17 protein-coding genes are annotated in these 13,630 nt (G+C 35.4%); 9 read left to right on the forward strand and 8 right to left on the reverse strand.

Translation table 11 applies throughout. The features are described from left to right. Positions 1 to 241 precede the first annotated feature (241 nt). Positions 242 to 1,180, forward strand: coding sequence for a proline dehydrogenase family protein (locus JOD96_RS20865; protein ID WP_209566171.1), 939 nt, complete (start codon positions 242 to 244; stop codon positions 1,178 to 1,180). Positions 1,181 to 1,232: 52 nt separating this feature from the next. On the opposite strand, the gene JOD96_RS20870 is transcribed toward JOD96_RS20865, so the two are convergent. Further along, positions 1,233 to 2,141, reverse strand: a complete 909-nt coding sequence (locus JOD96_RS20870) for a helix-turn-helix domain-containing protein (RefSeq protein WP_209566172.1) — start codon at positions 2,139 to 2,141, stop codon at positions 1,233 to 1,235. Between the two features lie 303 nt (positions 2,142 to 2,444). Between JOD96_RS20870 and JOD96_RS20875 the strand changes: the two genes are divergently transcribed. From JOD96_RS20875 to JOD96_RS20885, 3 genes are all read left to right on the forward strand, one after another. Next, the gene (locus tag JOD96_RS20875) at positions 2,445 to 3,275 is read left to right on the forward strand and encodes a helix-turn-helix domain-containing protein (protein WP_209566173.1); all 831 of its coding nucleotides are present in this window, start codon (positions 2,445 to 2,447) and stop codon (positions 3,273 to 3,275) included. 17 nt (positions 3,276 to 3,292) lie between these two features. After that, the gene (locus tag JOD96_RS20880) at positions 3,293 to 4,249 is read left to right on the forward strand and encodes a nitrilase family protein (protein WP_209566174.1); all 957 of its coding nucleotides are present in this window, start codon (positions 3,293 to 3,295) and stop codon (positions 4,247 to 4,249) included. A 70-nt stretch (positions 4,250 to 4,319) separates the two neighbouring features. Then, positions 4,320 to 4,694, forward strand: coding sequence for a DUF4406 domain-containing protein (locus tag JOD96_RS20885; RefSeq protein ID WP_209566175.1), 375 nt, complete (start codon positions 4,320 to 4,322; stop codon positions 4,692 to 4,694). A gap of 179 nt (positions 4,695 to 4,873) precedes the next feature. On the opposite strand, the gene JOD96_RS20890 is transcribed toward JOD96_RS20885, so the two are convergent. The 4 genes from JOD96_RS20890 to JOD96_RS20905 form a co-directional block, all read right to left on the reverse strand. Further along, the gene (locus JOD96_RS20890) at positions 4,874 to 5,602 is read right to left on the reverse strand and encodes a superoxide dismutase (protein ID WP_209566176.1); all 729 of its coding nucleotides are present in this window, start codon (positions 5,600 to 5,602) and stop codon (positions 4,874 to 4,876) included. Continuing rightward, complete coding sequence (locus tag JOD96_RS20895; RefSeq protein ID WP_209566177.1) at positions 5,599 to 6,768, reverse strand: chromate transporter; 1,170 nt, start codon at positions 6,766 to 6,768, stop codon at positions 5,599 to 5,601. The genes JOD96_RS20890 and JOD96_RS20895 overlap by 4 nt, the downstream gene beginning before the upstream one ends. A gap of 11 nt (positions 6,769 to 6,779) precedes the next feature. Next, positions 6,780 to 7,271, reverse strand: coding sequence for a hypothetical protein (locus JOD96_RS20900; RefSeq protein WP_209566178.1), 492 nt, complete (start codon positions 7,269 to 7,271; stop codon positions 6,780 to 6,782). 86 nt (positions 7,272 to 7,357) lie between these two features. Further along, complete coding sequence (locus JOD96_RS20905; protein ID WP_209566179.1) at positions 7,358 to 8,203, reverse strand: chromate resistance protein ChrB domain-containing protein; 846 nt, start codon at positions 8,201 to 8,203, stop codon at positions 7,358 to 7,360. 513 nt (positions 8,204 to 8,716) lie between these two features. Between JOD96_RS20905 and JOD96_RS20910 the strand changes: the two genes are divergently transcribed. From JOD96_RS20910 to JOD96_RS20930, 5 genes are all read left to right on the forward strand, one after another. Continuing rightward, positions 8,717 to 9,292, forward strand: a complete 576-nt coding sequence (locus tag JOD96_RS20910; RefSeq protein WP_209566180.1) for a ferritin-like domain-containing protein — start codon at positions 8,717 to 8,719, stop codon at positions 9,290 to 9,292. Between the two features lie 52 nt (positions 9,293 to 9,344). Beyond that, positions 9,345 to 10,487 carry a Gfo/Idh/MocA family protein gene (locus JOD96_RS20915; protein ID WP_209566181.1) on the forward strand — a complete coding sequence of 381 codons (1,143 nt, stop codon included), beginning with the start codon at positions 9,345 to 9,347 and terminating at the stop codon, positions 10,485 to 10,487. Between the two features lie 197 nt (positions 10,488 to 10,684). Further along, positions 10,685 to 10,942 (forward strand): hypothetical protein, encoded by a 258-nt coding sequence (locus tag JOD96_RS20920; protein ID WP_209566182.1) that lies wholly within the window; start codon positions 10,685 to 10,687, stop codon positions 10,940 to 10,942. A 3-nt stretch (positions 10,943 to 10,945) separates the two neighbouring features. After that, the gene (locus JOD96_RS20925) at positions 10,946 to 11,155 is read left to right on the forward strand and encodes a hypothetical protein (RefSeq protein ID WP_209566183.1); all 210 of its coding nucleotides are present in this window, start codon (positions 10,946 to 10,948) and stop codon (positions 11,153 to 11,155) included. Positions 11,156 to 11,375: 220 nt separating this feature from the next. Beyond that, positions 11,376 to 11,978, forward strand: coding sequence for a ferritin-like domain-containing protein (locus tag JOD96_RS20930; RefSeq protein ID WP_209566184.1), 603 nt, complete (start codon positions 11,376 to 11,378; stop codon positions 11,976 to 11,978). Positions 11,979 to 12,045: 67 nt separating this feature from the next. Here JOD96_RS20930 and JOD96_RS20935 read toward each other — a convergent pair whose 3' ends face one another. From JOD96_RS20935 to JOD96_RS20945, 3 genes are read right to left on the reverse strand one after another with little or no spacing between them, the layout of a single operon-like run. Then, positions 12,046 to 12,531, reverse strand: coding sequence for a CinA family protein (locus JOD96_RS20935; RefSeq protein ID WP_209566185.1), 486 nt, complete (start codon positions 12,529 to 12,531; stop codon positions 12,046 to 12,048). 34 nt (positions 12,532 to 12,565) lie between these two features. Next, positions 12,566 to 13,174, reverse strand: a complete 609-nt coding sequence (locus JOD96_RS20940; protein ID WP_209566186.1) for an SET domain-containing protein — start codon at positions 13,172 to 13,174, stop codon at positions 12,566 to 12,568. Position 13,175: 1 nt separating this feature from the next. Next, positions 13,176 to 13,616, reverse strand: a complete 441-nt coding sequence (locus JOD96_RS20945) for an adenylyltransferase/cytidyltransferase family protein (protein WP_209566187.1) — start codon at positions 13,614 to 13,616, stop codon at positions 13,176 to 13,178. Between the last annotated feature and the right edge of the window lie 14 nt (positions 13,617 to 13,630).

The following is a 13,630-nucleotide window of genomic DNA, read 5'->3' on the forward strand; positions in this document are numbered from 1 at the left end:
TCTTTTGGTATCGGGCTTTTTCTTATAAAAGAGTAAAGGATTTAATTTAAAAATTTTCATGAAATAAAATATTAAAACATACCTTGCTTACTCTGCAATCTGTTAATAATACTTTATGCGTAATTCATAATACTGATTGAGTAATTTTTGCTTTTTCTCAGTTGTATTTTTGTGGTCTGTTAATAAGGAAAATTCAAGACAAAATTTTCGTACTGGTTATTACAAATTTATACCCTATTATATGAATGAATATTTACAAATTGGAGCAAAAGCTCTCCGAAGTGCAGCCTTAAATGATGATGCTAAACACTTCATACTTAATAATGCTAAATTGTATGGCATATTAAGAAAGGCTGCCAATCGTTATATCGGCGGCGAAAGTTTAGTGGAAACACTCCCTAAGGTAATTTATGCCAATAGTGAAGGTTACAAATGCTCCATTGAATTTATGGGTGAGAACGTCAGGACGGAAAGCGAGGCTGATGAGGCAACAATCGAATTTATAAATATTGTCCGTCATATTGAGAACAGAAATTTAGATTGTACAATTGCATTAGATCTTTCACATATTGGCCTTGGAATATCGCGCGAATTAGGATTGAAAAATTTAATTCAAATTTGCGATGCCGCAAAAAGGGGAGGCATAGAAGTCATTATCAGCGCTGAAGGAACTGATATGACAGATGCGGTTCTTGAAACGTATATTACCGCTAATAAAGATTTTGATCTATTAGGCATAACTCTTCAGGCCTACTTATATCGCAGTAGAAATGATATGCAGGAACTGCTCAAAACAAATGGAAGAATCAGAATCGTTAAAGGGGCATTTGAAACACCTCCAGGTTATTCAATTCCCAGGGGAAGCGAACTTGATGCCGTTTATTTAAGTTATGTGGATGATTTATTGAGCCATAGACACAAATGCTCAATTGCAACTCATCATCACGACATACAACAGCATGCAAAAACAATGGTTGACCATTATAAACCTTCGAAGAGTAATTACGAATTTGAAAGCCTTTATGGAATTCAGTCTGAGCAATTGCTAGCCCTTAAAGAAGAGGGTTATATGACTAAGCTGTATTTTGTGTATGGAAGAGAGTGGTATCTTTATTTGTGCAACAGAATTGCAGAATACCCTCTAAATATTTTTAAGTTGCTGGAAGACATAACCTTGTAATTAAGGGAATGATAATTTGTTAATAAAAGAGGATTACTAATAAAAAGAACGTTTAAAATTTAAATTTGCCTGGGGAAACCCCGAAGTGCTTTTTAAAAGCTGTCGAAAAGTGCTGTACATGCTCATATCCTACTATATATGCTATATTTGATATGTTTTGGCCTCCGTCAAGCAGCAAGCTCAGGGCATACTCCATGCGTTTCGTTCTTATATATTCAAAAACACTTTTATTATGGAGCGCTTTGAAACCTGTTTTTACTTTAAAGGTGTTAAGCCCTGATGTACGCGCCAGATAATCCAGTGTAACATCTTCAAGATAATGCTGGTCAAGATATATTTTTAATTCCTGTATTTTTTTTATATCTGCATCCTTCAATGCCAGATTATAGTAAGTATGCTCGGATGCCCTTATTTCCATAAATTGTAAAAGTAAGAGTTGACTCATAAGCCCTTGTATATAAAGTATACGCATGCTGTCCAGATAAGGTGTATCTCTGATCTTTTGCAGGATAGAAAACATTTCAGGAGTAAGTTTGTAGGTGTCTTTGGAAAAACTAAAAGGTTGTTTTTTCTCCATTTTATTGATGATTTCTTCCATCCAGCGGTCTTCATCTTGTAGAAGATCCACGAAAATTTTTTTATTGATACCTATAGCGATACTGTCGATATACTGTGGCCCCAGTACCTCATGTTCATTATCGTTTGGTCCGTAGACAAATGAGCAGCTTTTGGAACGTATTTGAAAATGCTGACCAATTCCCTCATAATTGGAGTTGATTTTGCCATCTATAAGGAATGTAAGTACTGCATCATCCTTTCTTTGAAAAGGAGAAGTATCCGCATTTTCATATAAGACAGCATTCTCAGAAGTAACTGTTTTATTACTTGCTATCTTAATATTAGGCAGCTTTATAATGTCAGAATTGTAAATAGTGTCAAATCGTTGATTTCCATTTAGCATGTCAGTTATTTTTAAATAAATAAGGAAGTGTATAAAAAATATCTAAGGATTAAATTCCAGAAAGGAAATTGAATTATACAGTGTAAATTCCAGAGCTGTTTTAGATATTACAGTTGGTATCATAATCGATAATACTGTTACATTTATCAGTATGAAATTTGTCAAAATTAATAAAAATTTGAATTCCATATAATAATTTAAAACTTTCCAAGAAAGGGGTAAAGTATATTTGTCATTATTTTTCAGTTTCTTTACAAGTATGCTTATGACTCTTTTTTCCAATGTTTTTAAAAATCTATATTTATGCAGATACTTCCATCACCGGAGCTCCGGGCATTTATAAAACATTATCTTTTTATAAGCAGTGTTGCGCCGTTAGCAAACGTTTTAAGAATATTTGGCGATGGTAATACTGGTATTGTTTTCTGCCTCGGGTCAACACTTCTGTCTACCGATCAGGATAAATTACCGAAAACATTTGTTTATGGACAGATTACCGATCATAAAACCTTAAGTGCCAATGGAACTATTTTGCTTTGTATTGTAGTTTTTCACCCATTTGGAATGAATAGTTTACTTGGTATTCAGGGAACGCAGCTAAAGAATATTCTGGTGGATTCTCAGGATGTACTAGGGGCAGAGGTACAAGATCTTCAGGAAAGACTTCAGGAGGCAGAAAGCACAGAGGGAATGGCATACATTCTTGATAATTTTTTCAGGAACAAAAAATCAATCAATTTATCTCTTTATCCTATGGTGTCCTCTGCAACACAATGGATGCTGAGGCGTAAAGGAATTTTCACAGCAGCAGAACTTATTAACTATACCGGTTGGCAGCAACGCTCACTCGAGCGGGCTTTTAATGATGCTGTCGGGCTTAGTCCCAAAAAGCTCGGAGGAATTATAAGGCTGCATCATTTTCTTGGAGCGATTCGTAACGTAAAAGCTAAAGGAGAATTTACCTCTTTGGTATATGATACTGGCTACTATGACCAGGCACATCTTATACGTGAATTTAAAAACATTACCGGACTTACACCGGGATCATACCACAAAATTGAAAATCATCTCGCCGTTAATGTGGTGCTGTTTCCTGACGAAAATATACAATTGCAGGTGAAAACAGATCTGTAAGTTTGTCAAAAAAAGATATGGAAGATATAAAAATTGCAACAGCACAATTTGAAAATAAAAGTGGTGATAAAGTGCATAATCTACAGCAAATTGCGACATTGTCGACACGTGCCGCCAGCGAAGGGGCTAAAATTATAGTTTTTCACGAATGTTCGATTACCGGTTATACATTCGCCAGGAATCTCAGTAAAGAAGAAATGCTCGATATAGCAGAATACCTTCCTGAGAGCCAGAGTGTGGAAATACTGAGGCAAATTGCTGCAAAAAATGAGATTGCAATTTGTGCAGGATTATTTGAAAAGGATGAGAATGACAATTTGTTTAAAGCGTATATATGTGTAGATCAGTCAGGAATAGTAGGTAAATACAGAAAGCTGCATCCTTTTATTAATCCGCATATTAAACCAGGTACAGAATACTGTGTTTTTACCCTTTGGGGATGGAAATTTGGTATACTGATTTGCTACGATAATAACATTATCGAAAATGTACGGGCCACAAAATTATTAGGAGCAGATATTTTACTTATGCCACATGTAACGATGTGTACTCCCTCTCCAAGACCCGGCGCCGGATTTGTTGATCCTCAACTGTGGTATAACAAGGAGCAGGAAAGCGAGCAGCTCCGTTCAGAATTCAATGGATTGAAAGGAAGGGAATGGCTTATGAGATGGCTGCCTGCCAGAGCTTATGATAATGCGATGTATTGTGTTTTTTCAAATCCTATAGGTATGGATGATGACCAGCTCAAAAACGGTTGCTCCATGATTGTTGACCCATTCGGAGCTATTGTGGCAGAATGTACGGTACTGGGTGCTGATATAGCAATTGCTCTTATCACATCTGATAAACTTGAGGCAGCAGGTGGTAACAGGTATATTAAAGCCAGAAGGCCTGAACTTTACAAAGATATTATCGGAGCACCACATAGTTCTGAACAGAAAGTGGCATGGCTTAGTGACGGATCTAAATAATTGCGATCAACGATACTCGGAATAATTATATTCTATCTTAAAAACAGGAGTTTTAATAAATGTATAAAAAATGAAAAATAACAAAAATCTAATGATTTTGGTAGCAGGGCCATATCGATCCGGAACCAATGATGACCCGGTATTGATTGCTAAGAATGTTCAGGCAATGACCGATGCTGCTTTGGCTGTCTATAATATTGGACACCTTCCTGTATTGGGTGAATGGTTTGCCCTTCCATTGATTGAAGCGGCAGGCTCCACTGCAATTGGTGATCCAGTCTTCAACCAGATTTTTCACCCCATTGCCCTGGACCTAATTAAACATTGCGATGCAGTACTAAGAATAGGAGGGCCTTCAACTGGGGCTGATGAAATGGTATCTGCCGGTCTTTTGGAAGGGAAAATAATTTATAGAACCCTGGAGGAAATTTTGCCTTATAAATAGCATTGCTAACTTCTAATATTTATAAGGGTTGAAGTGCAATTCTGTGGTACATTTTGCTAAAAACCAAATGTGCCACAATTTTGGCAAACTTTAAAATGTCATTTTGTTGTCTATTTTAAAAATAAAGCAGTCCGGAGAAAACAATAATATCTAATGATTTACAGCAAAAAATAGAATAATTATTTCATTAATTTTTCAGCATCATTCAATCTTTGTGCTACATTATCCCAATTTATAATATTAAACAAAGCATCAACAAAATCGGTGCGCTTGTTTTTGTATTTCAGATAATAGGCGTGTTCCCATACATCAATTACCAAAACCGGAATTGCTCCCCATTGTGTTAGTTTTTCATGATTTTCACATTGTAAAACTACAAGACTGTCACTATAAGGCTGATAGGCTAAAATTCCCCAGCCATTCCCATCCACATTCTTTGAGGTAGCTGCAATTAAAACTTTTAGTTTATCGAAACTACCAAAGTTTTTTTCAATACGATTTAAAAGATTCCCGGTTGGTAAATTACTTTTATTGGTTAGATTCGTCCAAAAAATGGAATGCAGTATATGAGAAGAGAAATGGTAAGATAATTTTTTTGTCCAGAAATCAACAGTTTCCAAATTGTTGTCATCTAAAGCTTTTCTTATCATCTGTAAATCTTTGTTGGCTCCTTTTACTGCGCCGCCATGATGAAAAGTATAATGAAGATGAAGCGTTTCTGAATCCATATAAGGCTCCAGGAAATTTTCATTATAGGGAAGAGCCTGCTGAATATAATTACCATTAGCATCTACTAATTTATCAATATTGTTATCAGCTAAATTGTTTGAAAAAGCATTGGTTGTTGGAAGTACCAGTGCTGCTGCACCAAAAAGAGTACCTGATTTTAAAAAATCTTTCCTGTTCATATTATTACTGATTTTATAATGATACCTAAAATAGCAGCTATAAGAATAATATAAGGCTCCTGAATTTTCTTTATATATATTAAAGCAAAAATACTTAAAAAAGCGATAAGTACAGTTGGGATATCAAAAATGCTTCTTCTTGCTATTACAATCACTGATCCCACTAACGCACCTACAACTGCCGCAGTAATACCATCTACAAATGCTTTGACTGGTTTATTTTGTGCAATTTTTTTAAATGATGGTGCCATTGCAATTGTAAAGATATAACAAGGCAAAAATGTAGCCAGTGCAGCGACTAGTGCTCCAAGGAATCCATTAACGAGATAACCTATAAATCCGACTGTTATCACAACAGGACCGGGAGTAATCATAGCCACAGCCACAGAATCCAAAAATTGCTGCTCTGTCAGCCATTGGTTTTCAACCACCACTCCTGAATGCAGGAACGGGACGATTGCCAGCCCGCTTCCAAAAACGAAGGCTCCGGCTTTGGTAAAGAAAATGGCAATTTTTGTGAGCGTTGTGCTTTCATAATTCCAAAAAGCAACCTGCAATAAAACTATTGAATTTACGGTTTTTCCATTCCACCACTTAGGCGGTGCTTTAACAATCATATATAAAATTCCTGCGGCTATAAATAATAGAACCTGCTCTTGTTCAGTCAGAAATGTGATGATTACAGCCAAAAAGAAAAATAGCCATAACAGCCATTTTGATTTAAAGGATTCTATATTAAATTTACCTATGGATTTTAACGTAAGCTTATAGGAACTCAAAGCAATAATTCCAATAACGGCAGCTCCTACACCGTAGAAAACGGCTTGTATCCATGAAAGTCCCCCATACAATTTATATACGATTCCCAGTAAAACTACCATTATAAAAGAAGGCAATACAAATGCAAATCCCACCAATGTGGCTCCAAGAATTCGGTAATGTACAAATCCAAGATAGATTCCTAATTGTGCTGCCAGGGGACCCGGGGCTAACTGTGCCAATGCCAGACCTTCTCTGTATTCTTCTTCTGAAATCCATTTTCTGTCTTCAACAAGATCTTTGTGCATATAGCCCACCAAGGCAACGGGACCGCCAAAACCAATCGTGCCTAATTTTAAGAAATAAAGCACTAGCGATCTTAAGCTATATTTTTTATTTTGTTCCATTATACGATTTTTTAAAAAGCAATTCCAAATTGTAAGCCAACAGTAAAAGTTGCAGGATGATCGTTTCCAAAACGAACGGGTAGAGGCATAGCTAAGAAATAGCTGCTGTTTTTGTTTTTTATTACAGTTTTATTTAGAACAGGTGTAAAACCATATCTGCCCCCATTTTCAAAAGCCAATCTTCCGGCAAAAGTATAACCCTTTCCCAAAGCGACTAAAACGCCGGGATGAAATACTATATTAGATACTTTGTCACTGGCGCCCTGAACCCTGATATTGGGAACGATTTCAAAAGAGAAACCTATTTTAGAACTTTTCCATATATTTATTCCAGTTGGAAAGCCCACTGCATAATAATCCCTGAAGTTTAAATTGGTCTGCTCACTGGAAGTTGTAACAATCGGATGATAAACTCCAAAATATCCTGTGATTTTTGGATAGGTTTCCTGAGAAAAAATGATTGTACTTGTAAATAGCAATAAAAAAAGTAGGATCGGTTTCATTATGATGATATAGTTTTGTTTCAAAGAACAAAGCTATATACACTAAACCGATAGAAATAGAAGGTTATTTACTTTTTGTATCTGGATTACTTTTTTTGTGTTTTTTTTCGGTATGAAGATGGATTTTTTCCAGTCTGAAGTTTGAAAATCCTTGTAAAATGACTCTGATCAGAAAAACCGGTCATGTAGGCTATTTCTGTGAGCGTATACGACGAATTTTCAATAAGGTTTACTGCTTTCTCAATTCTCAATTTCCGAATGTAATCACCAAAATTCAGGTCTTCAAAATACTTGGAAAATTCTCTGGACAAATAGGACGGGTTTAATTCAAGATCATTTGAAATTTGTTTTAAATCGAATGTAAACTGAGTATCAATCTGATCCTGAATTATTTCTTTAAGTTCTTTTACCCAGGACGGTGTTTTTTTATTTGATTTTTTTTCGGTTAAAAATTTTTGGTACACCTCATGCAGGAGATTCTCAAAAGGACTGTTTTGAAGATGGTTTTGCTTATGCAAATGCGTCGCCCAGCTATAAAGTGCATCATATACGACCATTCCGCTTTCCAATAGTTTATAATCATCGGTAATATTATAAGAAAGCCCCGCTGAAATCGCCCACAGCCCTGCAGACTCTGTTGCAATATCATGTCTGTCTGTATCTGCACCACGGACAATTCCTGCTATAATCAGTATAGCAGGGTCATCAATTTTATATTTTTTAACGATATAATCAAAAGTACATTGTTCATTATAGTGTGTAAATTCCACGTCAGGAATATCAAAAGGAATTGCATCAAGTTCCTTAGCTTTTATTAATACCTCGTTGTAAGGAACGTAAATAAATTCAGCTTCCTTGTCTACAAATTTCTTTATCAGCCAGGGGCAGGCAATACGGTCAATTTTAGGTCTTTCTCTAGTAATCCACTTCATGGTGTCATAATTTAAAAACTATCCATCAAATATATTCAATGGATAGCTTAAAACAGAATTAATAATTTAATTTTATATCTGAAATCTAATTAAACTCAAAAATGGAAATTGTATTTATTATTCTGGTAATTTTTCTATTATTCTATGCCCCTAAATATTTTAGGAAACGTAAATAAAAAAAACATTCTTTTTTACAATCTATAACTTATATTTTAGCAAAATAGCTATCACTTCATAGTATTCTTTTCAATCTGTCTTTTGATCTCATCCTGCTGTAATTTTCTTTTCCAGCGTTTTTCAACTGTAAGTCCTTTTTAAACGTTTTAATATTTTAAAGAAGTGCCTTAACTTTTCGTGGCAATTAGCAGGCAGCTCCCGCTATGAAAATAATACAAACAGCCTATAAAGAAATTTACACTCATTATAAATTAATAAAATGTAATAATAAATGATAAATATATAAAAATCAATAAGTTATTCGTGTTATGTTTGACATAACTTAAATTGGAAATCATGAATGGAGTGTCAACAACTAATCAATCAGCACATAATTATGGTTTACGCAGGTTATTTATTAACCAATTAAGAGAAATGATATGGGCTGAGCGAGCACTTACTAAAACTATCCCTAAAATAGTGGACAATATAGCTTCGCCAAATTTAATTGCTATTATGAAGGATCATGCGCTGATTACCAGCCAACAGATTGAAAGACTGGAAAGGGGTTTTGAACTTATTGGTGTAAGCACCCGCGGAAAAAAATGTGTCGTGCTTGAAGCTCTTATAAAGGAATGTAAAGATACATTGAAATATACACAGCATGGTCCCCTAAGAGATGCGGCAATCATTGCCGTGGTTCAGAAAATTGAACATTATGCGATGGCAGCCTATGGAACGCTTACTTTTTTTGGTAAGGCATTGGGTGAAAATGCTTTGGCTGATGCACTTAACAAAACACTTATTGAGGAAAAAGAAGCGGATGCTTTCTTGTCTGAAGCAGCTTATAGAACAATAAATTTTGATGCAGCGTTTGATGAGAAAAAATTTCTGGCATCTCATTATTATCGAGGAGAAACGCCAAAATTTTAATGTATTCTATCTATTACATTAGACTTTAAAATTAAAATATAATTAACGCAATATGAAAACATACAAAATAGGAATAATTGGCTATGGAGGTTTTGGGAAATTTCTGCACCATTGGTGGGGTCAGCTTGAAAATGTAGAAGTAGTGGCTATTGCCGATTCGGGCAAACATTCTCATACTGATATTGAGAATATTAAATTGTATCACGATTGGAAAGATCTGATAAGCGATGCAGAAATAGATATTGTAAGTATCGTAACTCCGCCAAGCCTGCATGCAGAAATGGCTTGTGCAGCCATGAAATCCGGAAAACATGTATTGCTTGAAAAGCCGGCAGCTATAACCAAAGAAGATACCCTGCAAATTTTAGAAACACAAAAGGAAACCGGGATGATTATTACAGTTGATCATATGATTAGGTATAATCCCATAATTCAAAGTTTCATTCAATTGGGGCAAAGCGGTACCCTTGGCAGGCTTAGACATGTGGTGGTAAATAACTATGCCCAGGATGCAGCTTTGCCTTCTGATCACTGGTTTTGGAAAGAGGACGTGTCTGGTGGAATTTTTATCGAGCACGGAGTCCATTTTTTTGATATTGTCAATGCATTAAGCGGCCAGAAATATAGTAAAGTGTATGGAGTTTCTGATCATCGTAATGCAATACAGCGGGATAGGGTCTCAGCAATAGTATTGTACAATGAAGGTATGATTGCCAGTTATTATCATGCTTTTTCGGGTCCGGGTTTTTTTGAGCAGACTACCATAAGCCTGGCATATGATCTGGCCAGAGTAGAAATTGAAGGCTGGATGCCTCTGAAGGGGACCATAACAGCAATGGTAAATGAAGATATAAAAGAACAACTAACAGATATTCCTGGCTGGACCATAAATCAGACCCAGGAACTTGACAGAATTGGGGATAATTCAAGACCGGAAGGCTGGGGTTCCGACCCGTCAATTATTGCTCCAAAAGAGTTGACCTACTGCGGAGGAATTGCGTATGATGTTAATGAAATGATATCAGGAACTTTTCAACTTCCTGAAACAAAAGGCGAGGTATACGGCAAATGTGTACAATCGATTCTGATTGATGTGATAAAGAAAATAGAAAACAGGGATCACAAATTAGCGATAACTTTTGAGGATGCTGTTGAAGCGGTAATGATTGCTGTTTTATCATCAGATAAGGAATAAATACTACGTTATAAAAGACTGAAATTAATTAGAATATTAAAAGAAACGGGACGTTCATGATAGAATAAAAAACATGTTAATTCTTTGATTTTGTTTTGTTTATAAAATATAATATTGTAAATCTTGGAATAAATTGTGTAAAAAAAACATTCCGAAGCTGCTTAAATTTCCAAATATTAATTTTAAATAAACTTATTATGATATTAGATAATCAAAGCACGGAAGGTGCAACGGCAAAGGCTATTGAAGAACAGACTTCAAAACTGCCATCAGATTTATTCTTGTATGCCTCACTGGCTGCAATGGGAACATCACTTACTCTAAAATGTCTGGGTAAAAGTCATAACGCCTTATTTGTTGGGCAATGGGCTGCTCCATTTTTACTGTTGGGAATTTATAACAAGCTTGTAAAATTGGAAGGTCACGATGCTGAGGATAGAAACGTAAATGGATAAGTTATGGAAAAGCAAAACAAAAATTTTGATAATGAGGAATTTAAGGATACCGATCAGGGATTCAATGCCAGGAATCAGTACAGCGGATCTGGAGATTTCAGCCCTGACACTGAGGAAGAATCTATAGAGTCATCACTGAATAGTAATGATGAACCTGAATCTCCTACAGATTTGCAACAGGACGAGTCCGGTACGTTAAAATCAAATAATTAATAAGTCCTTTCAAAAGAAGCTGCCAAATGGCAGCTTCTTTTATATCAGCTGGAGATCAGGCTCAAAGCAATGATGCCAATTTAATGCCTTTTTATTTTATTCAATGCTGAATGACTTAAAATGTGGATGCCAATTTTATAAAAGCGAATTATAATTTTGTAAAAAACTGATACTGTGTAAAGTATATTTTTAGAATATGAAATTAATTAAAATTTAATATATGAAAACTACAAAAAACACTAGTACATCTGATACGAAAACTAAAAGTACCAGAACCCAATCAAAACCGAGAGGAAGTGTAAAAGCAAAATCATCTGCGGCAGAAGGACTTAGAGAACTATTTGTAGAATCTTTAAAAGATATCTACTGGGCAGAGAAAGCGTTGACAAAAGCACTGCCAAAAATGGCTGAAAATGCTACTTCTGAAGATCTTATAAATACAATTAACGATCACCTTAAGGTTACAGAAGAACAAGTAAGCAGATTAGAACAGGTTTTTGAGTTGATTGAAGAAAAAGCAACGGCAAAAAAGTGTGAAGCAATGGAAGGCTTGATTAAAGAAGGCGAAAGTATAATGGAAGAAACGCAGCAAGGTCCTGTACGTGATGCAGGAATTATTGGTGCATCGCAAAAAATTGAACATTATGAAATTGCTACTTATGGCACACTTGCCGCATTTGCTGAAACACTCGGTGAGAATGAAGCGCTGCAATTACTACAGCAAACTTTAAACGAAGAAAAAGAAGCAGATTCACTTTTAACTGAAGTTGCCTACAACAACATCAATTTTGAGGCTTCAGAAGAAGAGGAAGATGAAGAATAACATTTTCTTTTTAGAATTATTGTCATGTTTTTAAAACCTGTAATCTCATATTAAGATTACAGGTTTTTTATTTCAGTTTGGCAATACTTTCTATTATGAGTTGCGCTGTTTTATCAATTGTTTGTAAAACAATTTCTTCGGGCGAACCTTTAAAGACTTCCCTGTGACTTATTTTATCATTTGGAGTTATGATATGAATAAACATTGTGCCAACAGGTTTTTCTTCGGTTTCGCTGCCGCCCGGAGTTGTAAGCCCCGTAATGCCGACAGCAATTTTGGAATTGAATATCTTTAATGTTTGCTGTGCCAATATTTTGGTCACATCGGCAGATTCGGGGGTACATTTTTCAATGATACTGTGCGGAACATTTAAAATCTGCTCCTTTACAAATATTTCATAACAAACAATTCCGCCACGCAATATATCTCCTGATTTTTCGGTCATAGAAAATTCAGCAGCCATTCTACCTGCGGTTGCGCTTTCTGCAAAAGCAATATTCCATTGTTTAGCAGCTATTGTTTTACTACATTTTGTAACAATTTCTGAGGGCATAAAATAAACTTTTAGTTAAACTATTGATCTAAAACTAAGAGGCGCTTTTTACAGAATTATTGTGTTGATAATGACATTCAAGTATTGATCTCATTAAAGTAGGATGATAGACAGCATTTACAAACTCATCCCATGTTTTTTCAGAAATAAGTGCTCTTAAGGATTGTGGGACTTTTAGAACTTCGGGAGCATTTTCTCTTATCAGCGCATCCCATTCTTCATAAAAAGTAAGAATGTCATCCGGATAAACAGTTTTCCTAATGGTATTCTCATCAATAACATGAAATGGTTTTTCAACATTCAGATAACCGTAATCGTCCGTAAGTTCTTCGCCGGGATGAATATCTCTTATGGCAATTTCAAAATCATAAGGCGTACTGAAACAACTTGGTTTAAAGCTATGATTTACAAATTTGCCGTTATCCCAGCACAAAACCATTTCGCCATTTTTATTGGTAAAAGAATAAGTGTCCAAATATTTTTTTATAGATGGATTCAGATTCTCGGCTCTCTCTCTACTGAAAACCTGATCGAGATCGTCCTGAACCCAGGTTATTGTTCCTCTTGGAATTAATTTTGTAGCTACAACGCCGTAACCTTTTTCTTTGCTTATAAAGCGTACTTCTGTATCTGGATGTATCATATTAAACTAATTTTAAGCATTCACGTTCATAAACTTCTTTTCGTAGTCCGCTGCTGGAGAAACGGTGGTTGCGTTTGTTATAAATGAGTTTTATGCCCATTTTTTCGCAATAGTCACGTCCGGTAAAATTGGTGTCTTTGTATTCTTCTCCAATAATTCGAACATCGATTGCAAATGACTGAAGAATGTCCTGAAGATCCTGCTCTGTAGCATACGGAATAATTTCATCTACAAACCTGCAGGCTTTGAGCTGTATATATCTTTCAACGACAGATTGTGTTGGTTTATTTTTTTCAGGTCTGTCAATTGTTGGGTCAGTCTGCAGCCCCACAATTAAATAATCACAATATAATTTTGCCTCTTCAAGCATCTTTACATGACCAGCATGCAATAAATCAAATGCACTAAATGTAATACCGGTTATTGTTTTCGTTAATTCCATTTTACATATTTTTT

It is taken from the genome of Flavobacterium sp. 1355 (assembly GCF_017833415.1).
Classification (GTDB): Bacteria; Bacteroidota; Bacteroidia; order Flavobacteriales; family Flavobacteriaceae; genus Flavobacterium.

Coding starts and splice junctions, on each gene's coding strand:
- JOD96_RS20865 (WP_209566171.1), top strand. CDS start 242: ATGAATGAATATTTACAAATTGGAGCAAAAGCTCTCCGAAGTGCAGCC.
- JOD96_RS20875 (WP_209566173.1), top strand. CDS start 2,445: ATGCAGATACTTCCATCACCGGAGCTCCGGGCATTTATAAAACATTAT.
- JOD96_RS20930 (WP_209566184.1), top strand. CDS start 11,376: ATGAAAACTACAAAAAACACTAGTACATCTGATACGAAAACTAAAAGT.
- JOD96_RS20915 (WP_209566181.1), top strand. CDS start 9,345: ATGAAAACATACAAAATAGGAATAATTGGCTATGGAGGTTTTGGGAAA.
- JOD96_RS20910 (WP_209566180.1), top strand. CDS start 8,717: ATGAATGGAGTGTCAACAACTAATCAATCAGCACATAATTATGGTTTA.
- JOD96_RS20870 (WP_209566172.1), bottom strand. CDS start 2,141: ATGCTAAATGGAAATCAACGATTTGACACTATTTACAATTCTGACATT.
- JOD96_RS20900 (WP_209566178.1), bottom strand. CDS start 7,271: ATGAAACCGATCCTACTTTTTTTATTGCTATTTACAAGTACAATCATT.
- JOD96_RS20935 (WP_209566185.1), bottom strand. CDS start 12,531: ATGCCCTCAGAAATTGTTACAAAATGTAGTAAAACAATAGCTGCTAAA.
- JOD96_RS20880 (WP_209566174.1), top strand. CDS start 3,293: ATGGAAGATATAAAAATTGCAACAGCACAATTTGAAAATAAAAGTGGT.
- JOD96_RS20945 (WP_209566187.1), bottom strand. CDS start 13,616: ATGGAATTAACGAAAACAATAACCGGTATTACATTTAGTGCATTTGAT.
- JOD96_RS20940 (WP_209566186.1), bottom strand. CDS start 13,174: ATGATACATCCAGATACAGAAGTACGCTTTATAAGCAAAGAAAAAGGT.
- JOD96_RS20895 (WP_209566177.1), bottom strand. CDS start 6,768: ATGGAACAAAATAAAAAATATAGCTTAAGATCGCTAGTGCTTTATTTC.
- JOD96_RS20905 (WP_209566179.1), bottom strand. CDS start 8,203: ATGAAGTGGATTACTAGAGAAAGACCTAAAATTGACCGTATTGCCTGC.
- JOD96_RS20885 (WP_209566175.1), top strand. CDS start 4,320: ATGAAAAATAACAAAAATCTAATGATTTTGGTAGCAGGGCCATATCGA.
- JOD96_RS20920 (WP_209566182.1), top strand. CDS start 10,685: ATGATATTAGATAATCAAAGCACGGAAGGTGCAACGGCAAAGGCTATT.
- JOD96_RS20925 (WP_209566183.1), top strand. CDS start 10,946: ATGGAAAAGCAAAACAAAAATTTTGATAATGAGGAATTTAAGGATACC.
- JOD96_RS20890 (WP_209566176.1), bottom strand. CDS start 5,602: ATGAACAGGAAAGATTTTTTAAAATCAGGTACTCTTTTTGGTGCAGCA.